Below are 23,415 nucleotides of genomic sequence, written 5' to 3'. Positions count from 1 at the left end.
TCCTTTCACAGCGGTTCAAAGACGGATTTACCCAGCGCACAGCCCGGGCAAAGGAAGGATTCCGGTACGTCAGACCACGCGGTTCCCGGCGCGACATCCTGCAACGGCTCCCCGAGTTCCGGATCATATACCCACTGACATACGGTACAAATCATTGAAACACCGGCGTCGGCTTTCGGCTCAGCGTTGCATCCGCAGGCAGATTCGGCGGGCTGCAGCGGCGCGCTGGTTTCATTCAGCGGATGTAAAGCCCATTCGCGGGCGATTTTACGGCCATGTTCCCGGCATTCTTCCAGCGCTTTACCGTCTGGGCGCCATTTGGCTTTCAGTGACAACGCGATATCAAAACCGGCATCCATCAGGCGGGTCTGAATGCGATCAACCGCGCCGCCGGTCCAGCCAAAGCTGCCAAACGCGGAGGCTTTTTTGTTGCGAAAACGCAGACCGGCCAGCTCTTCGAGCATGCCTGCTACTTTCGGCATCATCACGTTATTCATGGTGGATGAACCGACCAGCACGCCTTTGGAGCGGAAGATTTGCGTCAGGATCTCGTTCTTATCGTGGCGGGAAATATTGTAGATTTTTACCGCGACGGTCGGGTCTGTGTCGTGAATGCCCTGTGCAATGGCGTCGGCCATCATGCGGGTATTTGAGGACATGGTGTCGTAGAAAATAGTGATGCGGTCTTCCTGATAATCCGCCGCCCATTCAAGGTATTTCGCCACAATTTGCGTCGGATTGTCGCGCCAAACCACGCCGTGCGAAGTTGCAATCATGTCCACAGGCAAATTAAAGCCGAGGATCTCGTTAATTTTTGGCGTCACCAGACGGCTGAACGGTGTCAAAATATTGGCGTAGTAACGGGCGCACTGCTCGTAGAGCTCTGTCTGGTCGACCTCATCGTTAAACAAATGCTCGTCGCAATAGTGCTGGCCAAAGGCGTCATTGCTGAACAAAACGGCATCTTCCGTCATATACGTCATCATGCTGTCCGGCCAGTGCAGCATGGGTGTCTCAACAAAAATCAGCGTTTTGCCGTTACCGATATCCAGCGAGTCGCCGGTTTTCACCGTATGGAAATTCCATTCAGGGTGATGATGATGACCGTTGATAGAATCAATGGCGTTGGTGGTGCAGTAAATCGGTGTGTTGGGAATGCGGGACATCAGCTCGGTCAGCGCACCGGCATGGTCCTCTTCGGCATGATTGATGATGATGTAATCGATAGCCGCGAGAGCAATCTCTTTCTCCAGATTGGCGACAAAGTCACGGCTGAATTTATGATCGACGGTGTCAATCAGGACATTTTTGCCTTCACGGATCAGATAACTGTTATAGCTGCTGCCCTGATGGGTTTTATATTCGGTGCCGTGAAAATCGCGCACTTCCCAGTCACGTTGCCCGACCCAACTGATGTTATTTTTAACCTGAATAGCCATGATAGTTTCCTGAAAAAGTAATGGATGGTCTTCTTCAGATAGAGCAATGGTTGTGCCAATTTTTATCTTATTGATTTAATGCATTTTAATAAAACTATGAGTCATTTTGACAGAGCTGTATTATTGTCAAAATGACTTTAACTGTGTCGGATTGACATTATGAACTTATCCATTCAGTCCCTGGCGGGCATCGCCATTGAATTACAAAACGGTCTGTCCGGTGAGGATCGCTTTCAGCATCTGATTGCCAGCGTGCGTGAACTGCTCAAATGCGATGCGTCGGCGCTGTTGCGTTATGAAGAACAACAGTTCAGGCCGCTCGCGATTGATGGTTTATCGCCGGATGTGCTCGGACGGCGTTTTGCGCTGGCCTCACATCCGCGTCTCGAGGCCATTGCCCGCGCGGGGAACGTGGTGCGTTTTCCGGCAGACAGCCATCTGCCGGATCCGTACGACGGGCTCATCCCCGGTCATGACGATCTGAAAGTTCACGCCTGCATCGGTTTGCCGTTGTTTGCCGATCAGGCGCTGATTGGCGCGCTGACGTTTGACAGCATGAACCCGGAACAATTTGACGCGTTCAGCGATGAGGAGTTGTGGCTCATCGGCGCGCTGGCGTCTTCCGCACTCAATAATGCGCTGCTGGTGGATGCACTTGAAAAGCAGGCATTACCGGCGATGGCCGCGGCGAATGCGCGTAAGCAAAACGTTCGCAGCCCGGAAGAAGAAATGGTGGGGCTTTCGGACGCCATGCAGCAATTGCGGCATGAAATCAGCGTGGTGGCCGGTTCGGATCTCAACGTGCTGATCACCGGTGAAACCGGCGTGGGTAAAGAGTTGGTGGCCAATGCCGTGCATCATCTTTCACCGCGTGCGGGAAAACCGCTGGTGTATCTCAACTGCGCGGCGCTGCCGGAAAGTGTGGCAGAAAGTGAACTGTTCGGTCATGTGAAAGGGGCGTTTACCGGCGCCATCCATAACCGCACGGGAAAATTTGAGATGGCGGATAACGGCACGCTGTTTCTCGATGAAATCGGCGAGCTATCGCTGGTGCTTCAGGCCAAGTTGCTGCGCGTGATTCAGTACGGTGATTTGCAACGGGTCGGCGATGACAGCACCAAACGTGTGAATGTCAGGATCCTGGCCGCGACGAACTGCGACCTGAAAAAAGCGGTGGTGGACGGGACTTTCCGCGTCGATCTGTTCCATCGCCTGAGCGTGTTTCCGCTTTTCGTGCCGCCGCTGCGCGAACGAAAGGGTGACATCGTTCTTCTGGCCGGTTTTTTTGTCGAACACATCAAAAACAAACTGGGGATTTCGCAGCTCATGCTGCCGGCGGATACGCTGTCGATGCTGGTCAGTTATGTCTGGCCCGGCAATGTGCGGGAAATGAAACACGCGATTGAACGTGCGGCGGTGCTGGCGCGGGCATCGCAAAATCAGGGCGATGTCACGTTGCACCGTACACTGTTTAACTTTTCAGAGGCCGGAAATTCAGAAGTCACAGCCGCGCCCGAAACCGAAATCCCCGAGGTAACCTCACTCAATCTGCAACAGGCCACACAGGATTTTCAGCGGCAACAAATTACCAAAATCTTGCAGGCAAAGCAGATGAACTGGTCTGCGGCGGCGAGAGCGCTGGAAATGGACGGCGGAAATCTTCACCGGCTGGCGAAGCGGTTAGGAATGAAGGCGTAATATCAGGGGAGATTAAGGCGTGGGCTGGCGAATAATTAACCGAAATAGTTTGAGGCGCGAAAATAATAAATGCTACGGAAGCGAGAACTGTTGATACGCGTCCGCTTCTGTAGCATTTTAGGTATAACTTCTTTTAAAAATTTCCCTGGTGTTGGCTAATGTTGCTACCTGACTCTAACGGTCAGGTTTTTTTTTGCTAATTAATTATTATGCGGTGATTATACGGGGGGAGACGCAACCCGATAGTTGTACTAAGGTGTAATCGTGCACTGTACTTTGTGACAGAAAGACCACGGAAATCAAAAGGGAAGCCGCGTCAGCCAGGGGGGAAGAGGAATGCATTCGCGTGTTAGAAATGATGAAAAGATTATCGATACGTTACGTGATTATCTCGAAAGGAAATTACTTCCTTACGGCAATCTGAAATACACCTATCTGGTGATCAATAAAAGAAATCCGGTCGACATCTTTGTTGTCACCAGCTATCCGGATGAATGGGCCGATATCTATAAATCGCATAATTACCAGCATATCGACCCGGTGGTTCTGACCGCGCTTAAACGTATTTCGCCGTTCGCGTGGGATGAAAATCTTACCGTGCTTTCTGATTTAAAATCATCCAAAATTTTCTCGCTTTCTAAGAAATATAATATCGCGAACGGTTTTACTTTCGTGCTTCATGACCACATGAATAATCTGGGCATGCTGTCGCTGATTATGGAAGCGGGTGCGGATAAAGGGCCGGAAAATAGGGTCGCGCAGGATATGGATAAACTGCAATGCCTGCTGATCAAAACCCATGAAAAGATGCTGATGCTCAACCAGAGCGCGGCGCGTTCATCGCAGATTTCGCCATCGCTGGTGTCGGGCGGGAAACCGATTTTCTCACCGCGTGAAAACGAAGTTCTGCACTGGGCGAGCATGGGGAAAACCTACGATGAGATTTCGCAGATCATCAATATCACGACGAGAACTGTGAAATATCACATGGGTAATGTGGTGAAAAAACTGGGCGTTATTAACGCCAAGCAGGCAATCCGGCTTGGCGTTGAACTCGAACTCATCAAACCTGTACTGGTGTCACAGGCAAAGACATAGGCCATTCACATAACGCCTCCAGCGAGGCTTCGGACTGATCGCTGATGCGCCGGGCAAGGATGCCCTGGTTATGCAAATCAATCGGCAAACGGAGCAGGTAAATAGGCTCATTTTCGCTGACAAAACCTTCCTTGATCACTTCAATTTCCCAGCCGGAACGTTTCGCTATCGTCAGCATCGCCCGGCTGACAATGGTGTATATTCCGGTGTGTCCGTGATGGCGCGCATAATTAATCATCGAAAGAAACAGAACATGGCTGATCGGGAAACGGCTGCCGAGTAATTCTTTTGCGCGGTTCTTATCCACAAAAAATCGACTCGATTCGATATAATCACCCTCAGGTAATTTCACGTCATCAAACAGCCGGTTAAAAGTATGGGTGATCATATTCGGCAGACGTAAATCAACAAAGCGCACGCTGCACACCAGCTGGTTGTCGTAAATACCCAGCATGTAGCGCGTATCGGCATTATCAAATTCATCAAATTCCATATCATTGCTGCACTGAACAGCCCAGTCCAGGCGGTCTTTAAACGTTTTTTTCCTCAGTTTGTAGAGATCATCCGAACGTTTGCCTGTCAGGTCGTTGTAACTCACATCGAAAATTTCCAGCATTTTTTTTCCTGATTTTGAATACGGTCGAAGGGGTATATTTGGCATCTGCATTGATTATTACAATATACAATCGGCAAATAAATCACCGTCTGTAGGGGGAATTTGTTTATGGGGGGTGTTTGTGATGTAAAACAAAAAAAAGCCATGCCGTTAAGCATGGCCTGATGCCGGTATTTATGCGCTATCAGTGATAAACAGGTAACAGATTTACGCTGGAAAGAATATGTACGGCCGCGTTGAGCACACCAAACAGTAATACCAGTACAATCATTTTATTTCCGCCCCACACACGGTACAGCGGGCTGCCGAAGCGCTGACGCGATGCGCGTGCCATCAGCGCCGGGACGATGACCGCCCAGACGGTAGCCGCCAGACCGGCAAAGCCGATCGCATAGATAAAACCATCCGGATAAATCACGCCGCCAACGATGGGCGGGATAAACGTCACCAGGGCAGTTTTGAAGCGTCCGGTGCGGCTGTCATCAAACCCGAACAGATCCGCCAGATAGTCGAAAAGGCCGAGCGTCACGCCGAGGAATGAACAGGCGACGGCAAAGTTGGAGAAGACCGTCAGCAGAAGATCTAATCCTTCGCTGTTGAGGATCTGGCTCAGTGACTGCACAAGTACGTCGATGTTGCCGCCACGGGCCGCAATGCCGATGAACTCAGGGCGCGGTATGTTCCCCATCGTCCCCAGCATCCAGATGATGTAAAGCCCGAGCGCCATCAGCGTGCCCACCAGCAGGCATTTTTTTATGATCTGCGGATTTTTGCCGTAATACTTCATCAGGCTGGGCACGTTGCCGTGATAACCAAATGACGCTAGGCAGAATGGCAGCGTCGCCAGCACGTAAGGCATATAACTTGGGGTAATTTCGACGCTGTTAAGTAAATTCACCGGCTTGATGTGCCACAGCAGGCTGCCAAACGTCAGGAAGAAAGCGATGATTTTAGCGCCCAGCACAATCGCCGTAATCCGGCTCACCGCGCGGGTACTTAGCCAGACAATAAACGCCACGGCAAGCGCCGTCAGCAGCCCGCCGAGACGCGGGGAGAAGTCCACCGACATTTCACGCATCGTATGCTGGAGCACGGAACCGCTGGCCGAGATATAGGCATACGTCAGGATATACAGCACGAAGGCGATGGTCAGGCCGTTAAGCCGGTTCCATTTTTTGCCCAGCAGATCGCCTGTCACCGTGTTGAAACTCGATCCTACCGGATAATTCAGGTTGGCTTCGAGGATCATCAGGCCGGAATGCAGCATGCAGAACCAGGTAAAAATCAGTGCCGCGACAGACCAGAAAAACCAGGCACCGGACATCACCACCGGCAGGGAGAACATCCCGGCACCAATAATGGTTCCACCGATAATCATTGCGCCACCCAGCACAGAGCGTTGTGGGGTGGTCACGGAAAGCGTCGCCATAGTGCGGTTCCTCGCGTGGCTTTTATCACGATTCGTTCAAGAATTGCTGTAAAAGAATTGATAGGGGGAAATGACCAAAAATCGCAGTTTAATCCTGCCTTGTTAGCCTTACGCGCCACAATATAGTGCATCTCGTGCCAGATGTACACTGCTGAACTAGTTTGCTGGTACAAGGCAGCGCATAGGCGAAGATGCCGGGCAGGGCGCGAATCGGGGTGTTTCTTAAATATGAAAATGTTGATTTTTTAGGTTAAAACACTTACCTCTATATCTGGTGCAGATCACAGTTTTCATTATTATTTCTTATCAAAAAAGGGAGCAAAAACCTGTGCTTAAATACAGTGTTGACACACTGCTCATAACGAGTAAATTAGAAGTCAGCCCCGCAGAGAAATGAAGTGAAGATTTTATTTCCCGGTGCCTTTAACAAGTTGATAAACTTGTCAGTAATGAGATGCGATAAAGGTCACGAAGTTTTTTTGTTTGGATGATTCAATATCAGGCGATATTTGAAGGTCTGTGAGATGATGCTTTAAGGCCACGCAGTAAATCTGTGCAATCGCATTGTGTGGACGAAAACGCGATGATGTAACGCCTTGTAATTAAGAGTAATGTTCGCGATTTGGGTACGTAAGTCTGAAATCGAGAATATCGCGAAGAGAGTAAGGCCACGCATCAAAGAGTCTATATCGCGAGGGTGATGTACTCATTTATCCTGACATGAAAAACCAGGCTGAGTGAAATGAACAGGATAACGATGTTATTCCATAATTTTATAGGAGGATAGCGTTAACTGGCTTCAAAAATATATCCTGTGAAACGATGTACATCTGTAGAAGTAAGTATCTGTAATTAAGTTGATGAATGTTAAATACTAATTTGATAGTACCTTAAAAGCCCCGGCAATAAATTGCTGGGGCTTTTTCATTCAGGGCACTGTAATATCACGGATTATTCGTAACGCTGGCCTGTTGCCTTATTTCACGTTACCGAATTTACCGCTGATGGTGCCTTCCTGAACGGATTCCGCATCCAGATACACCAGAAAACACACCAGCGTCGTCTCTTTTGTGGCCGTTGCAGGCGTCAGTGCGCTGGTTTCGTCGCTGATTGCGTCACCTTTAGCCAGCGTGTGACCGCCAAGGGTAATTTCGCCGTCCATTACGTACAGCCATTGCGCAAATCCCGAATGCGTGGGGATTTCAATCGTCGTGTCAGCGTCCAGGCGGGTATCGTAAACGTAGATGGCCTGGCGTATTTCCAGCGGAGACTCAATGCCTTCCGGTGCGCCAATCAGCGTCCATGCGTTTTGTTTTGGACCGTCCCGACGTTCCATAAACTGCACGCGGCCTTCCAGATTCGCCTTGCGCGGCCGGATGAAAATTTGCAGCATCTCAGCCGAAACCAGAGGCGTGGATTCTTCATGCCAGAAACTTTCCCCGGCATTCATCATCATCAGTTTTTTCGGCGAAAGGGGAACGCGGTTGCCAGCAGAATCTTCGTGAACCATCGAACCGCGCCACATATAACTGAGGATCTCGTCATTATTGTGCTCATGCATTTTCACCAGCGTCCCCTGTTCGAGATTCGCATGGTCAATAACACTTAGCGGGCCGAAAGCATCGTCACCGCGCTCAGGCAGGATCTGCCCCGGACGCATACGCCGGATCCGGAAAGGGCCGTATTCGAAAGTCGTTTTGGGTTCAGCACGTAATACGTTAAACATGTTTTCTCCGGCAGCTTATTTTAGTCTCCGGCCAGTCTACCAAGGAGGCGAAGAGGGTGTGATCTTTTTGTTAAGAATGCGGTGCTTCCTTACGCCGGCTAATTTCTCGCCGGGCTTATTGCACAAAGCATATCCACAACAGGCTGCGGTGCGATTTTTGCCACCATGGCGGCGATGTCCACGCTGTCGGCTTTCTCCGGTTCTAAATAGGTTTGGGCATAATCACACCCAGATGCCTGATTGCAGGAACAGGATGAATAAATCCCGATCCAAAAGATGTTTATTAACCATGCTGACCATAATATTCAGCGTTTCCATGTTTTTGCTTTTTGAGCATAACCGACGTGGGTAAAAGCGACAGGCTGGCACGAAAAAAGGCCGCATTTCTGCGGCCCTAAAGGGGGCGTTTTTAAACGCTAATTCATTACCAGCAAGGCATTCAGTTCGGCGATTTGCTGTTGCCACTGGCGTTGTAATTCTGGTTTCTGATGTCTGGGCTTTCGCGCCAGATCTTCTTCCAGTTTACTTTCCAGCTCCAGCAGCGTCGCCAGCCAGTGCTCTTCTTCAGTTTCGGGAACCGCAGACTTAGCCACCTGTGGTTTTGTCGCAGCCGGAGTATTCGCGACCGGAATATCGGCGAGGATCGCGCAGACCGGCGCGAAACTGAGCCATTCCTCCAGCCGTTGCTGATGAATAAGCCAGAAGCGGTTGCAGCTTTGCTCAATCAGCGTCCGGTCGTGAGAGACCAGCAGCACCGCACCGCTGAAGGTTTTCAGGGTTTCCGCCAGCTCCTCTTTACCTTCCATGTCCAGATGGTTGGTCGGCTCATCGAGCAGCAGCAGCGAGAAATTCGCCAGCGTCAGCCCGATAAACAGCAGCCGTGAACGCTCGCCGCCGCTCAACGTGTTGACTTTTTGCTGATGGCGGAGATACGGAAAACCAGCACCGATCAGCGCCATTTTTCGTTGTTCTTCGGTCAGCGGCGCAAAATGTGCCAGCGCATCCGACAGCGAATCCTCATCCTGTAATTGCCGCAGGCTCTGGTCGTAATAGCCTGTACGCACTTTGGGATGAAACATCACGCCCTCCGCGTCGATTTCCTGCTGACTATAAGCCTGCCACAGATGGTGCAGCAGCGATGATTTCCCGCAACCGTTGCGGCCCACCAGCGCGATACGGTCGCCGCTTTTCACCCGCAGTTCGTCCAGTTCAAACAAGACCGGCGCATCCGCGGCGGGCCGGATCTGTAAGGCAGAAAGCGCCAGTACGCGATCTGCCGGTAAGGCTTCTCCGCGCAGCCGTAACTGCCACTGATTACCCGCGGTAACATCGGTCTGCTCTTCCTTCATCCGGTCGACCTGTTTTTCCATTTGCTTGGCCTTGCGCGCCAGACCTTCGTTGTCGTAAACGCTTCCCCACACGGCCAGCCGTTTGGCGCTTTTGGTGACACGGTCGATCTCCTTTTGCTCGGCTCTGCGGCGCAATGCGTCCGCCGCATCTTTTTCGGCCAGCGCCTGACGCGCCTGAGTGCAGGGGAGACGGATAAATTGCAGCGTTTTGTCGCGCAGGATCCAGGTGCAATTGGTGACGCTGTCCAGCAGGCTGCGGTCATGGGAAACCAGCACAAAGCTGCCGCCCCAGTTTTGCAGAAACTGTTCGAGCCACAGCAACGTGGGCAGGTCCAGATGGTTGCTTGGTTCATCGAGCAGCAGTAAATCCGGCTGCCGGACCAGCGCACGCGCCAGCATCAGCCGCGTATGTTGCCCGCCGCTTAACGTTCCAGCGGCCAGACTCCAGGTTTTTTCCTCAAAACCCAGCGTCGCGAGCAGCACTTCGGCCTGCCAGCGTTCCGGCTGATAGAGGCTGCCGGGCAGGTGGTTCTGCACCGCATCAATCAGCGTCGCATCCTGCAATGCCGCCGGAAGGTGCTGTTCTACCGTCGCCATAATGCACCGATTTGCCAGCGTCAGCGTGCCGGAGGTCGCTGCGAGTTCGCCGTTGAGTATTTTCAGAAGGGTACTTTTTCCGCAGCCGTTGTGGCCGATAAGCCCGATGCGGTCGCCTTTATTCAGGCCGAATGAAATCTCCGTCAGCAAAGGGCCGAAGGAATTATCGAAGGATAAGGATTGTGCAGATAATAATGTCATGGTGCTTACTCAAGTTTTACAGGCAAACAAATGCCTCTCGTCAATAAAGCCGACGATAACCGGTAAGCCGGAGGGAAGTTCTCAGATTGTCAGTTAGCTTCGCTCAAGCAGGTTATCGCAGCACGATACCGGTAACGCTTGAGCAGTGACGATCGCTAAGGACGAGTGAAATTAAAAAAACTTCACGGGTCAGCATGGCAATCCTCCTTATGTATTCTGTTGGTGAATGAATGAACGGATTATATTGGGGATTTCCGAATTGTTCCAGTCCCGGATACCCCTGTAAAACGTTACGGTGTCACCGAGTCATTTTCAAGCTTCTGCCGTTTACGCAAGGATGGGAACCAGGCCATCCATAATCCCACCACGATCAGTGTACCGACGCCGCCAATCGCTGCAGCGGGCACCGCACCGACCCAGGCGGCCAATAAACCTGATTCAAACTCGCCGAGCTGATTGGAGGTATTGATGAAAATGGAATTCACGGCGCTGACGCGGCCGCGCATATCGTCCGGCGTGTCCAGCTGAACCAGCGCGCCACGAATGACCATGCTGATCATGTCGAAACCGCCGAGCGCAAAGAGCGCAATCATGGAAAGCCACAACGACGTTGAGAAGGCGAATACTAAAGTCGCGACGCCAAAACCGGCCACCGCCGTAAACATGGTCATCCCGACATTGCGTTTAAGCGCGCGATGGCTCAGCCAGAATCCGACGATTAACCCGCCGACCGCAGGCGCGCCGCGCAATAAGCCCAAACCCCACGGGCCGGTATGCAGAATGTCGTGAGCAAAAATCGGCAGCAGGGCCGTCGCGCCGCCCAGCAGTACGGCAAACAAATCCAGTGAAATGACGCCCAGAACGTCCGGCCGGTTACGGATAAAACTGATGCCAGCAAACAGCGTTTTGAACGTGGCCGGAACACGGCGCGGAGGCGCCTGTTCGTAACGTAAACGGCTGACCATCAGGATCGACAGCAGATACAGCACGGCGCAGACCGAATAAGCCACGCCCGCCCCGGCGACATACAGAAAACCGCCCAGTGCCGGGCCAACCATTGCCGCCGCCTGGCCGGACACGCTGTTTGCCGCCATGGCGCGCGCCAGTAAATGCGGCGGAACCAGCGCCGGAAGCATCGACTGCAACGACGGCGCTTCCATCGCTTTGGCGGTTGAAATAATGAAAATCAGCCCGAGCACAATCACTTCATTAACATGATGTGTGAGTGATAACCACGCCAGCGCGGCAATTGCCAGCCATTCGGCGATCTGCCCGAGCAAGACGACGCGGCGGCGATCAAACTGGTCGGCGACGTGCCCGGCGATCAGCGCCAGCGCGACAGAGGGGAAAAACTGCACCAGCCCGATCAGCCCGAGATCAAACGCCCGGCCTGTGGTGGAATAGATTTGCCAGCTCACCACAATGGAAAGCATCTGAAAACCAAAACTGGACGCGGCGCGCGCTATCCAGAACGCCACAAATGAACGATGTTGTAACAGTGAATCCGAATCCGCTGAGGAAGCAGGAGGCATGATAAATCCCTGAAAAAAAACGTTTCTACGCCGCGTCTGAAGCTTACTTTGGAATAAGTTAGCCCGGCAATTATTTTGTGTACAAATTATTAACAACCAACCGACCGGCTAGTATTACCATAAAAGAGAAACATCACAAAAGGTTCAGCAAATCTTCATTTAACGGAGTCTGCCGTCATATTGTGAAGAAGGAATGGAGGGGATAACGCTTGTGTTTTAGGAATAAAACGGCCTCCTGTGAGACCGTCAGCGAGCGGGGAACCGCAAATTTACCAGCGCAGTTTCCGGCCGGAATACTCCACAAAATGATGGCCGCCTTTGCCGCGGAATGCGTCGAACTGATCGGCAATCCCGGTGGCGCTTTCTTCCACGGTCAGCGTGGCATCTTCGCCGCCCATATCGGTTTTCACCCAACCCGGATGAACAGACAACAGCGTCAGCCCCTGTTTTTCAGTCGCTTCCAGCAACCCGCGGGTCAGCATATTCAGTGCGGCTTTACTGGCGGAATACAGTGGATACGTAGCGACTTCATTCTCATTGAGGCTGGAAAGCTCAGAAGTCATCAGCGCCAGCACGCCGGTGCGGTGGTTCAGCAGCGAAAGGAATTCAGCCGCGGTGCGCACAGGGGAGATGGCATTGGTGAGAAGCAGCTGAATAATTTCTTCATCGGTAGCCTGGTGAATGTCCTGATGGTCAGGGCCAAACACGCCCGCATTGACAAAAATCAGATCAAAACGGCTTTCGGAAAGTGCGTCTTTAACTGCCTCGCGGGCTTCGGATTTGTTGATGTCCAGTTTAACCCATTCAACTGCAGCCGGGCTTTTGGCCGGAACGGCAGCCCGTGTTGTCGCCGTGACCTGCCAGCCACGTTTTGCCAGAACGTCCACCACACCCAAACCTATACCGCGTGAAGCGCCGATGATCAATGCTTTCTTAGAGTCAGTCATATTCATCCTTTTATTCAATGCGTTAACGTCAATTTTTTGCCATCATTAAATCTGTGAAACCTCTTTAGCGTGAGTTTCAGTATGAGACAGCCAGTCGCTGGCAACAATGGGCTGGAGTCCGATTTTCAATTGGGGGTGTTTTTCTAAAAAAACGCAGACCCTGAGTCACGAAATATAACCTGCATCATGACTTATTCACTGTTGAGGGAAAAACCACTCTATCTGTGAGGTGTGCTGGATTTTATTGCTTGTTTCATTTGAATGTTTACATCTTTATTTAATTCATATTGATTACGTGAATAATAATATTCCATTTTTAAAACTGCCCGACAAATAACTTGTTTTTTAAAACGCTCAGGAACAAAATCCCTGCACTTTTATTGTTTATGTAATTCATTAATAGGCTGGCTAAGTTATTTTAATTATTTAAAAAGTAATGGGAAAAATTATCGATAAAGATGACATGATTTTCGAAATGGAAAGTATCACTCATTCAAATAATTTCTAAGGGATTAATATGGCAAACTTAACTTATCTGACGTTAAACGGACAAACTCAGGGGCTGATCTCTGCGGGATGTTCGTCACTGGACTCTATTGGCAATAAAGCGCAAATCGGAAATATCGACAAGATCATGGTTTACAGTATGAAACATACACTGTCTCGCGATCAGAACGTTAACCATCATGAAGTAACTATTCTTAAACCGATAGATAAATCTTCGCCGCTTCTTGGAAAGGCTATAACAGATAATGAAATATTAACCTGCGATCTGGAACTCTACCGTACAAATAAAGTCGGCATGGGAGAATGTTATTACAAAGTGAAATTAACCGGTGCCCGTATAACAAATATCGATTTTATTGTGCCCCACAGCATTCTTGAGAGCGAAGCTGAAGCACAGGAAAGAGTCAGTTTCAGCTACGAAACCATCACATGGGAACACTGCATAGCAGGCACCAGCGCTTACAGTTTATGGAATGAACGCGTTTATTAAGAAAGGGAAACAAAATGTCAGATCTAACGGATGCGGCTTACTGGCGTCGGGTCAATGCCGGCAAGAAAATCTTAATGGGCGAGGACTCATTCAACTCTTTCCCCAGCATGAATCCTGTTCAGCGCGATATGGCTTTCGAAAACGGTACATTTATTACCGAAACTCGCCATATCATGTTGCTGACGATGGAAGAGGCGCAAGAAATTGTCGATACCCTGATGGGCGGCACGGATAAAATCTTCTCCTACAAACTGGCGCCGGGTAACATTAAAGATATCCTTGAAGGCACAGGGAATATCAGTAAATTAATGACCTATAAGAATTCAGCCGGTGATCTGGTGTTTCATTTCAAATCGCTCGGTGTCCGGGCGATTGAATACACCTTCAAGGGAAAGTCTTACATAAAAATAACCGGGTACGCCGGATTGCGCCAAATTCTAAAGGGCACCCGTTATGCTGTGAATCATCCTCAGATGCTGGAAATGGGCATTGGCTACCGGGGGGTTGGTGGAACACTTGTTAAAGGGATGAAATTCTGTATTTTTGCTTCCGTAGCCTGGCGCGCACTTGAACTGATCTTTAAATCTGATTATCACCTTGCCGATTTTCTTGTTGATGTTTCGGTGGATGCGGTAAAAACCATTGTTACTAGTATTGTAATAGGGGTACTAGGCGGCATTTTGACTGTAGTTGGTGCCCCTGTCGCTTTAACTATATTTCTAATTGTAGTCGCTGGCATTGTATTAAATTTTACGTTGAATAAGTTAGATGACAAAATTGGCTTATCTTCAAGTCTTAAAGAAAAGTTGAGGGAGGGATGGACAGAATATCAAAAAATCAATGAATGGAATTTTAAAAACTCCGGTTTATTTTTAAATACACCTGTAGGATTTGGATACTAAAATGGAAATGAATGATTTTAGAAAGTTAATCATCTATAAACTTTCAGCCATTTTTCTGATGGTCATTTTTGTAGGATTCATTTACCTGGTGATTAGCTTTCCTGGTGTGCTTGGTGACTATTCGATATTTACTTTTGGAGATATCATAGAGTATAACGGGAAAGTGGTTATTTCTGTCTCGGCAATTCCTCTGTTTATTTGGTTTTTCTTCTTTTCGTTAAGGATTTTATTGCATAAGGGAATGAAACCCTTGAAAAAAGCCACGTGGATTGGGAATGTTTGGGGAGGGATTAGCTTGGCATCCGTATGCTTAGGTTTTATCGCGTCGTTTATTCTCCCTTTCATATTTATGTTTTCATCCTATACCTCCTGCAATACAGATACACTTAGCAATTATTATGTTATTCATCCTGATTTATGTAAGACTATAGTTACGCATCGTAGGAGGGATAAATGAAAGATAATGAATTACGAAAATTTATTATTTATAAGTTATCAGCAGCATTTATGATGGTGCTTAGTGTAGTGTTGATTTGTGTTGTTATTAAATTCACTGACATATTTAATACTTCCTCCATATTTTATCGTGGTGATATAATACAATATAATGGGAAGGTAATTATATGCGTTGGAGGAATTCCTCTGTTCATTTGGTTTTTCTTCTTTTCATTGAGAATATTATTGCATAAGGGAATGAAGCCTTTAAAAAAATCCACATTGATTGGGAATTTGTGGGCAGGATTTAGTATAGCCTGCTGCTGCTTAGGGTTTGTTATATCTTTTATCATTCCTTTTATCCTAATGTTTTCATCCTACACTTCCTGCAACGAAGATAAACTCGGCAGTTATTATGTTATTCATCCTGATTTATGTAAGACGATAGTTCCTCATGACAAGTTGAGATAATGAAATGACTCTTTTTTCCAACCGTCTTTTGCTACAGAGTTTGTGATGTGCATCAGACTTTCACGTTGCCAGCCTTGTAATGAATGCGTAATGTTGTTCTTTCGAAATAGATGAAAAAAGGTGAGTGAAAAATAATGGCTGTGAAATGGCTAATACTCTGTTTTGTCGGCGTTTTATTGCTGTCATTTGGTTACAGCTATGCCAGAGCATCCCATAGCAAAACGGAGCCCGCGAGTCAGAACTGGGCGACGGCGCGTCGTGATTCTGCTGGTATTGCGCCGGATCCGGTCAAACTGCGCAGTACCGCGATTGTTCAGATATATGCCGCACCGACGTATGGGTGGCGCGGGCTGGTGGCGGTACATCCGTGGATTATTTTTAAACGCGAAGGCGAAACGGCGTTTACTCGTTATGACGTCATCAGCTGGGGCAGCACCAATGTTGTTCGTCGCAATTATGCGATCCCTGACGGTTACTGGTTTGGCTCACAGCCGAAATTGTTGGTCGATCATCGCGGCGCTCAGGCAGAAGCGATGATCCCTAAAATTGTCGCGGCGATAAAAAATTATCCCTTTCCACACACCTATCACGCGTGGCCGGGGCCAAACAGCAACACGTTTATGGCGCATATTGGTCGTGAAGTGCCGGACCTGCAACTCGATATGCCGTCTAACGCCATTGGCAAAGATTATCGTGGCATCACAAACCCGATCGGTTTACCGCCTTCCGGGCGCGGAGTACAGGTTTCAGTCCTGGGGATTCTGGGCATAACACTTGGCGTTGAAGAAGGGGTGGAAGTGAATGTGTTAGGGCTGAATCTGGGTGTTGATTTCAAGAATCCGGCGCTGCGTTTGCCGTTTGTCGGACGGGTCGGTTTTGATAACCCGCAAAATGCAGAGCTGTAACGTTTATGGCTACGATCTACTTCAGATGCAAAATGGCCGGTATTTCTGCCGGCCAGACACATTATCAGAATGATGAACGCTTGTAAGACCGGTATTCAGGCTTCCAGAATTCAGTATCGAGACGGTTTTGCAGTGTTTCTTGCGACATTTCCGGCGCAACGCCTTCCTGCTGCGCCACACGGGCGACTTCGGCTGCAATCACTTTCGACACATGCTGAATATCGGCGATAGCCGGTAACAGCGAGCCTTTGCCGGTGGTCGCCAGCGGAGAAAGGCTGGCCAGCGCCTGACTTGCGGCCAGCAACATTCCGTCTGTGACGCGACGGGCTTTGGCGGCCAGAATTCCCAAACCTAAACCGGGGAAGATATACGCATTGTTGCATTGCGGGATGGGGTACGTGCGATCCTGATAATGCACCGGTGCAAACGGGCTGCCGGTGGCCATCAGCGCCGCGCCTTCTGTCCACGCAATCACGTCCTGCGGGCGGGCTTCAGCGCGGGATGTCGGGTTCGACAGCGGCATGATGATCGGATGGTGGCAGTTGTGATGCATCTCGCGGATGATTTCTTCGGTGAACAGCCCCGGTTGCCCGGAAACGCCGATCAGAATCGTCGGTTTGGAATGGTGTACGACATCCTGCAACGAGATGTTTTGTGTATCGACATTCCAGTGAGCGATATTGGCTTTGCGCGTGACCAGTTTGCGCTGGAAACCGAGCACGTTTGGCATGTCATCGGTCAGCAGACCAAAACGATCCACCATAAAGACCTGACTCCGTGCTTCGTCTTCCGTCGCACCTTCAGCAATCATCTGCGCGATAATTTTTTCTGCGATACCGCAGCCCGCTGAACCCGCGCCGAGGAACGTCACACGCTGATCGCGCAATTGCGTTCCGGCGGCATGGCTGGCGGCAATCAGACAGCCCAGCGTGACGGCGGCAGTGCCCTGAATATCATCATTGAAGCAGCAAAGCTCTTCACGATAACGCTCAAGCAATGGCATCGCGTTGGTTTGCGCGAAATCTTCGAACTGAAGCAATACGTCCGGCCAGCGTGTTTTCACCGCCTGAATGAACATATCCATGAATTCATTATATTCGCCGTCCGTGATGCGCGGGTGCCTCCAGCCCATATACAGCGGATCATCGAGGCGTTGCGCATTATTGGTGCCGACGTCGAGCATGATGGGCAACGTATTGGCCGGGTTGATCCCGCCGCAAGAGGTATACAGAGACAGTTTGCCGATAGGAATACCCATACCACCGATGCCCTGATCGCCCAGCCCCAGAATGCGCTCACCGTCGGTGACGACGATCACGCGGATGTCATTTTTGGAGAAATTCTGCAGCATCTCATCGATATTGTCGCGGTCCGGGTAGGAGATAAACAACCCTCTCGCGCGGCGGTAGATATCAGAGAAATGCTCGCAGGCTTCACCAACGGTTGGGGTGTAAATGACCGGCAGCATTTCTTCCAGATGAGAATTCACCAGGTTATAGAAGAGCGTTTCGTTGGTGTCCTGGATATTGCGCAGATAAACGTGTTTGGAGATATCACGTTTGAATTCAGAGAATTGGGTGTATGCACGGTCGGTCTGTTCGCTGATGGTTTCCACCTGATTTGGCAGCAATCCGTTCAGATTTAGCGCCAGACGTTCTTCGCGACTGAAGGCCGAACCTTTGTTCAGCAGCGGATTTTCGAGTAACAGCGAACCGGTGTAATGCGTGTAGAGTGGGCGTTTTTTTAACATCGTTAAGCCTTAGAGTTTGTACTCAGTGATTTCCCTCGGCGTTATTTCTTCGCTTCAGGATCCCTCGCAGTAAAATCCTATAAACAATCGAATCGGAGTGAATGGAAAATAAATATAATGGCGCACAGCAGCCGGAAATAGTATTTTTTATTGTCTTGTTTTTATATCACGCGAGGGGTGAAGGTTCTGGTTACATAAATTACAAAATTATTTAAATACTTACTTAGTGATGAAAGGCGTCAGTATGTTGTTGGATATTTCAGAATAATTCAGCGTAAGTAATAAAATGACTGCGCACTTAAGTTAAATAACTGAAATTAATATAAAGCATTGATTTTAATGTAATTAATGGTTAAGTAATTATTGTTATTCTTATCAGGTATACAGATGTGAGCATTATCACAAACACCTCTGAGTAGAAATAATATAAAGACTCGCGGTTTTATTTTTCTTCATTCAATTAACAATAAAAAAGATAAAGGTCTGAATATGCCAACGTTACTCTTATCCTCTTTATTTCCTTTAGTTTTTGTTATGGTTTTAGGCTGGCTGAGCGGGAAACTCGGTTATATGAAACGGGAAGATGCAACGGTATTAGCCACAGTGGTGATTCGTTTTGCTTTGCCATTACATCTGTTTATCGGCGCATTGCACACTGACCCTTCCAAAATACAGAATTTATCCTTTATGGCTGTGTTGGTCATCGGCCTGATGGGGTCTTATCTTCTGACATTATGTATCTCCCGCTTTTTGTTCCGGCATGACATAAAAACCAGCGCTATTCAGTCGCTGGTTTGTGCGTTTCCGGATATGGCGTATTTCGGCGCGCCGGTTCTGGCCGTGCTTATCGGGCCGGAAGGTTTTCTGGGCGTATTGGTTGGCAATCTGATCACCAGCGTATTGATGATCCCGCTGACCATCGTACTGATCCGCATGGGGGATAAAGACAGTGAACTCGCCGGGCAGGGCAGCCTGGGCAAAATGATTCTGACCAATCTGTTTAAAGCGGTGCGAAACCCGATTGTGTGGATCCCGGTTCTCGGTGTCATCATGAGTCTGGCGGGGATCAAAATCCCGGAACTGCTGTCATCTTCGGTTGAAATGATGGGGAAAACGGCAGGCGGGATTTCGTTATTCGCGCTGGGGTTGTTGTTCTTCGGCGAACGTCCAACCCTGAATATCCATACGTTTACTAACATCGGGATGAAGAACTTAATTCAACCCGCCATCATGGCCGCTGCCGGGATAGCATTTGGGCTGAGCCATACGCTGATGCAGCAGGTGGTGATTATCGGCGCTACGCCGTCGGCGATTGCTGCCGGAATGTTTGCGGTACGCAGCGATACCTACGTGGAATCCGCGTCCTCCTCCATTCTCATCGGCACTGCACTCGGAATTGTGACGGAAGGGATCGTGATTTTTATGATGTCTTAGCGCGGTAAATACAGTGACCTGAGCTGATAAAAAAGGCCCGCGATTTACGGCGGGCCTTTTGTTTTACTGCAATGCGATTACTTCACGCATTTAGCGCATTGGTTTTGCTGAATCTGCTGGAAGAAGTCGTTGCCTTTGTCATCCACCAGGATGAACGCCGGGAAGTTTTCGACTTCAATTTTCCAGATTGCTTCCATCCCTAACTCAGGATACTCAACGCATTCCAGACTCTTGATACTTTGCTGAGCCAGAACCGCTGCCGGGCCGCCGATGCTGCCCAGATAGAAGCCGCCATGTTTGTGACACGCGTCCGTAACTTGTTGGCTGCGGTTGCCTTTTGCCAGCATGATCATGCTGCCGCCGTTTGATTGCAGAAGATCCACGTAGGAATCCATACGGCCTGCGGTGGTCGGGCCGAGGGAACCGGATGCATAACCTTCCGGCGTTTTCGCCGGACCTGCATAGTAAATCGGGTGATCTTTAACGTACTGCGGCAAACCTTCGCCGTTGTCCAGACGCTCTTTCAGTTTGGCATGCGCAATGTCACGTCCCACGATAATCGTACCGCTCAGGGAAAGGCGGGTTGAGACCGGATATTCAGAAAGCTGCGCGAGGATCTCTTTCATCGGACGGTTCAGGTCAACTTTAACGGCTTCGCCTTCGCCTGCATGACGCAGTGATTCAGGGATATATTTGCCCGGGTTGCTTTCCAGTTTCTCAATCCAGATACCGTCTTTGTTGATTTTCGCGCGGATGTTACGGTCAGCGGAGCAGGAAACGCCCATGCCTACCGGGCAGGAAGCGCCGTGACGTGGCAGACGAACAACGCGGATGTCGTGAGCAAAGTATTTGCCACCGAACTGTGCGCCGAGCCCCAGATTGTTCGCTTCGATCAGCAACTCTTGCTCCAGCTGTACATCGCGGAACGCCTGACCGTGTTCGTTACCTTCCGTCGGCAGACCGTCGTAGTAATGCGTTGACGCCAGTTTTACCGTTTTCAGCGTGGCCTCAGCAGAAGTACCGCCAATCACAAACGCGATATGGTACGGAGGGCAGGCCGCTGTACCCAGCGTGCGCATTTTCTCAACCAGATAACCTTTCAGTTTCGCCGGGGTGATCAGCGCTTTGGTTTCCTGATAAAGATAGGTTTTGTTCGCAGAACCGCCGCCTTTGGCGATGCAAAGGAATTTGTACTCGTCACCATCGACGCTGTAGAGGTCGATTTGTGCTGGCAGGTTGCTGCCGGTGTTCACTTCTTTGTACATATCCAGCGCAGCATTCTGCGAATAGCGCAGGTTGTCCTCGATGAACGTGTTGTACACGCCCTGAGAAAGGCTGGCTTCGTCGTTGCCGCCAGTCCAGACGCGCTGGCCTTTTTTGCCCATGATGATCGCGGTGCCGGTGTCCTGGCAGGTTGGCAAAATGCCTTTCGCGGCGATCTCTGAGTTTCTCAGGAACTGCAAGGCAACGTATTTGTCGTTTTCGCTGGCTTCCGGGTCATCCAGGATGGCGGCAACTTGTTGCTGATGCGCAGGGCGCAGCATGAAAGAAGCATCGTGGAATGCATGCTGAGCCAGCAGGGTAAGCGCTTCGGGGGCGACTTTTAAAACGTCTTCACCGTCAAACTGGCTGACAGAGACGTGCTCTTCAGTCAGCAGATAGTATTCGGTTTCGTCTTTGGAAACGGGGAAGGGATTCTGATAGTAGAAAGGTTTATTCGACATTGTTTTCTCACTTAATCCGTTATGGCCGCCACGGGAACAACGATTTTCAGGAAGAGTACGGGAAAATCACGGCGACGTTTCTATTCGTTCCGTATGTTGCCAGCCAAATACACAGGCTGGCAACGTGGTTTAACTGTTTTATTTCAGTAAATGCTCTGTTAATGCTTTGTAGGTGATTTTATACACACCCTCAGAACATCATCACCATCCACGGGTAGCCGATAACCAGTAATGCGACCAGGAAGATTGCACCGAAGATGGTGCCCAGACGCCAGTAATCTTTAGTTGGCAGATAACCACTCCCGTAGTAAATCGGACTCGGGCCAGTCCCGTACGGTGTGATGATCCCCATAATCCCCAGAGACGTCACCATCAGCAGACAGAACACCTGCATATTGATGCCCGGAATCGCAGCACCAATAGTCAGCATAGCCGGTAAAAGTGCGGTGGTGTGTGCGGTGGTGCTGGCAAACAGATAGTGCAACAGGTAGAACGCCAGCAGCAGGGCGATTGTCGCCGCCCCAGGAGAAATGCCGCCCATCAGCGCCGCGCCTTCTTTACCCAGCCAGGCGATGAAACCCGTACGGGACAGGCCGTCGGCCAGAGCAACCAGCGTGGCGAACCAGGCAAAAGTGTTCCAGGCCGGTTTATTACTGGTGATATCGTTCCAGTTCAGAACGCCGGTCCACAACATCAGAACCACAACCAGCAGGGCAGCCATTGCTGGCTCAATGAAGCTGGCGGCAAAAATCCACATAGCCAGCGCACAGCATACGAAGACCAGCAGCAGGATTTCGTGACGGGACATTCTGCCCAGTTTTGCCAGTTCAGAAGTCGCCCATTTTGGCACTTCGTCATTCACTTTGACTTCCGGCGGGTAGAACCAGTAAGCCAGCAGCGGCATGGTCAGCAGCAACAGCAAGCCGACCGGCAGGAACGCCATGAACCAGGTGCCCCAGGAAATGTTAATTCCGGTGACGCTGTTCACGATGCCCAGAGCCAGCAGGTTAGGTGCCAGCGCAGACAGGAACATTGAGCTGGTGATACACGCCGCGGTGATCGCAACCCACATCAGGTAAGAACCGATTTTGCGCGCACTTGGGTCGTTAGGTTTTGAGCCGTACAGCGGTGGCAGGTTGGCAATGATCGGGTAGATCGTGCCGCCGCTGCGTGCGGTATTGGACGGTGTGAACGGTGCCAGCAGCAGGTCTGCGAAGGTGATGGCATAACCGAGCGTCAGGCTGCGGCGGCCCAGATATTTCACCAGAATCAGCGCCAGACGGCGGCCAAACTGGGTTTTATCGTAGCCCGCGGCAAACATGAATGCGCCGAAGATTAACCAGACCGTCGAGTTGCCGAAACCACTGACGGCCCATTTAAAGGACTGTGCAGCCATTTTGAATTTCGGATCTGCCAGTTCTGCCGGGCTGAACAACAACCACTGGCTGAAAAGAGCGATGACCACGACGCCGGTCAGGCCGATAACGGCACCTGGCAATGGCTCGAAGATCAGGCCTACGATGACACCGACAAAAATGGCGAAGAAGTGCCATGCGTAAGGTTCAAGACCATCAGGAGTAGGAACCAGCAGCAACAGAACCGCCACCAGCACGGGAAGTAACATAAAGATCCAGCGATTTTTTTTGCCGGACTCGGCTTTTTTCGCTGGCTCTTTCACCGCAGTTTTTGTTATTTCGCTCATAATATTTATCTTAGGTAGTTAGGAATATTGTGATGATGCTTAGGTAAAATGTCTTATGTGTTTTTTTAGTTACTTTGATTTCTTTAGTTATTTAACGTTGCCCGTTTCTTATTGAGAATCTGCCCCGTTATTATTATTTGTGCTTGGTAGATGTCATTCCCCTTAAGAGGGAGGAAATGTTTATATAATGCGTTTTCCCTATTTATTACTGTTGATCTTGATCAACAAAATACGGTGGCAGTTTAATTTTTAGAATGAATAAATGTCCTGAAGAGACGCTATTAAATCAAACTGCCAGGAAGTTGTGATGGGAGTATCTTTGCGGATGTAACCCTTGCAAAAACAGGGGTATTCATAAATGAGAGTCATTCACATCCGTGATGTCTGACTGCGCGGATGACCGCGGCCTTGCGGGCAGGCGAAATCTCTGATTTTTTGCGGAAAAGCCGGCCCCGGATGTAAT

General features: G+C 49.9%; 18 protein-coding genes. 8 read left to right on the top strand and 10 right to left on the bottom strand.

The window, feature by feature from the left end; all coding sequences use genetic code 11:
* Positions 1-5: 5 nt before the first annotated feature.
* Positions 6-1,439, bottom strand: coding sequence for an anaerobic nitric oxide reductase flavorubredoxin (gene norV, locus ACLBVC_RS04930; protein WP_410148515.1), 1,434 nt, complete (start codon positions 1,437-1,439; stop codon positions 6-8).
* Positions 1,440-1,598: 159 nt separating this feature from the next.
* Here norV and norR point away from each other — a divergent pair, with 159 nt between their 5' ends.
* Both norR and ACLBVC_RS04920 read left to right on the top strand, forming a co-directional pair.
* Positions 1,599-3,137 carry a nitric oxide reductase transcriptional regulator NorR gene (gene norR, locus ACLBVC_RS04925; RefSeq protein ID WP_410148513.1) on the top strand — a complete coding sequence of 513 codons (1,539 nt, stop codon included), beginning with the start codon at positions 1,599-1,601 and terminating at the stop codon, positions 3,135-3,137.
* 336 nt (positions 3,138-3,473) lie between these two features.
* Positions 3,474-4,235 (top strand): helix-turn-helix transcriptional regulator, encoded by a 762-nt coding sequence (locus ACLBVC_RS04920; RefSeq protein ID WP_410148511.1) that lies wholly within the window; start codon positions 3,474-3,476, stop codon positions 4,233-4,235.
* Here the strand turns inward: ACLBVC_RS04920 and eagI are convergent.
* The 6 genes from eagI to ACLBVC_RS04890 all read right to left on the bottom strand — a co-directional run bounded on the left by eagI (position 4,201) and on the right by ACLBVC_RS04890 (position 12,632).
* Complete coding sequence (eagI, locus tag ACLBVC_RS04915; protein WP_152323864.1) at positions 4,201-4,851, bottom strand: acyl-homoserine-lactone synthase EagI; 651 nt, start codon at positions 4,849-4,851, stop codon at positions 4,201-4,203. The two genes, ACLBVC_RS04920 and eagI, sit on opposite strands and share 35 nt — an antisense overlap.
* 184 nt (positions 4,852-5,035) lie before the next feature.
* Positions 5,036-6,280, bottom strand: a complete 1,245-nt coding sequence (gene mtr, locus ACLBVC_RS04910; RefSeq protein ID WP_410148509.1) for a tryptophan permease — start codon at positions 6,278-6,280, stop codon at positions 5,036-5,038.
* A 976-nt stretch (positions 6,281-7,256) separates the two neighbouring features.
* The gene (locus tag ACLBVC_RS04905; protein ID WP_410148508.1) at positions 7,257-8,006 is read right to left on the bottom strand and encodes a pirin family protein; all 750 of its coding nucleotides are present in this window, start codon (positions 8,004-8,006) and stop codon (positions 7,257-7,259) included.
* 416 nt (positions 8,007-8,422) lie between these two features.
* Positions 8,423-10,153, bottom strand: coding sequence for an ABC-F family ATP-binding cassette domain-containing protein (locus tag ACLBVC_RS04900; protein WP_410148507.1), 1,731 nt, complete (start codon positions 10,151-10,153; stop codon positions 8,423-8,425).
* A gap of 290 nt (positions 10,154-10,443) precedes the next feature.
* Positions 10,444-11,685 carry an MFS transporter gene (locus ACLBVC_RS04895; RefSeq protein ID WP_410148506.1) on the bottom strand — a complete coding sequence of 414 codons (1,242 nt, stop codon included), beginning with the start codon at positions 11,683-11,685 and terminating at the stop codon, positions 10,444-10,446.
* A gap of 269 nt (positions 11,686-11,954) precedes the next feature.
* Positions 11,955-12,632: an SDR family oxidoreductase gene (locus ACLBVC_RS04890; RefSeq protein ID WP_410148505.1), complete on the bottom strand. Its 678-nt coding sequence runs from the start codon at positions 12,630-12,632 to the stop codon at positions 11,955-11,957.
* Positions 12,633-13,149: 517 nt separating this feature from the next.
* Between ACLBVC_RS04890 and ACLBVC_RS04885 the strand changes: the two genes are divergently transcribed.
* From ACLBVC_RS04885 to ACLBVC_RS04865, 5 genes are all read left to right on the top strand, one after another.
* Positions 13,150-13,629: an Hcp family type VI secretion system effector gene (locus ACLBVC_RS04885; RefSeq protein ID WP_195824074.1), complete on the top strand. Its 480-nt coding sequence runs from the start codon at positions 13,150-13,152 to the stop codon at positions 13,627-13,629.
* Between the two features lie 14 nt (positions 13,630-13,643).
* On the top strand, positions 13,644-14,531 hold the full coding sequence (locus ACLBVC_RS04880) for a hypothetical protein (protein ID WP_410148504.1): 888 nt from the start codon (positions 13,644-13,646) through the stop codon (positions 14,529-14,531).
* A 1-nt stretch (position 14,532) separates the two neighbouring features.
* Positions 14,533-14,988, top strand: coding sequence for a DUF1240 domain-containing protein (locus ACLBVC_RS04875; protein WP_410148503.1), 456 nt, complete (start codon positions 14,533-14,535; stop codon positions 14,986-14,988).
* Positions 14,985-15,437, top strand: coding sequence for a hypothetical protein (locus ACLBVC_RS04870; protein ID WP_410148502.1), 453 nt, complete (start codon positions 14,985-14,987; stop codon positions 15,435-15,437). Before ACLBVC_RS04875 ends, ACLBVC_RS04870 begins: the two co-directional genes overlap by 4 nt.
* Before the next feature lie 134 nt (positions 15,438-15,571).
* Positions 15,572-16,342, top strand: a complete 771-nt coding sequence (locus ACLBVC_RS04865; protein ID WP_410148501.1) for a DUF3750 domain-containing protein — start codon at positions 15,572-15,574, stop codon at positions 16,340-16,342.
* A gap of 64 nt (positions 16,343-16,406) precedes the next feature.
* On the opposite strand, the gene ACLBVC_RS04860 is transcribed toward ACLBVC_RS04865, so the two are convergent.
* Positions 16,407-18,092: an NAD-dependent malic enzyme gene (locus ACLBVC_RS04860; RefSeq protein ID WP_410148500.1), complete on the bottom strand. Its 1,686-nt coding sequence runs from the start codon at positions 18,090-18,092 to the stop codon at positions 16,407-16,409.
* Positions 18,093-18,581: 489 nt separating this feature from the next.
* Between ACLBVC_RS04860 and ACLBVC_RS04855 the strand changes: the two genes are divergently transcribed.
* Positions 18,582-19,526: an AEC family transporter gene (locus tag ACLBVC_RS04855; protein ID WP_410148499.1), complete on the top strand. Its 945-nt coding sequence runs from the start codon at positions 18,582-18,584 to the stop codon at positions 19,524-19,526.
* A gap of 77 nt (positions 19,527-19,603) precedes the next feature.
* On the opposite strand, the gene fumA is transcribed toward ACLBVC_RS04855, so the two are convergent.
* The gene (fumA, locus tag ACLBVC_RS04850) at positions 19,604-21,250 is read right to left on the bottom strand and encodes a class I fumarate hydratase FumA (protein ID WP_410148498.1); all 1,647 of its coding nucleotides are present in this window, start codon (positions 21,248-21,250) and stop codon (positions 19,604-19,606) included.
* 190 nt (positions 21,251-21,440) lie between these two features.
* Positions 21,441-22,952 (bottom strand): anion permease, encoded by a 1,512-nt coding sequence (locus ACLBVC_RS04845; RefSeq protein WP_410148497.1) that lies wholly within the window; start codon positions 22,950-22,952, stop codon positions 21,441-21,443.
* Between the last annotated feature and the right edge of the window lie 463 nt (positions 22,953-23,415).

Source organism: Rahnella selenatireducens (genome assembly GCF_046449555.1).
Lineage (GTDB): Bacteria > Pseudomonadota > Gammaproteobacteria > Enterobacterales > Enterobacteriaceae > Rahnella > Rahnella selenatireducens.
Note: the sequence above shows the minus strand (reverse complement) of the source record. Positions and strands in the feature narration are given on the sequence as shown.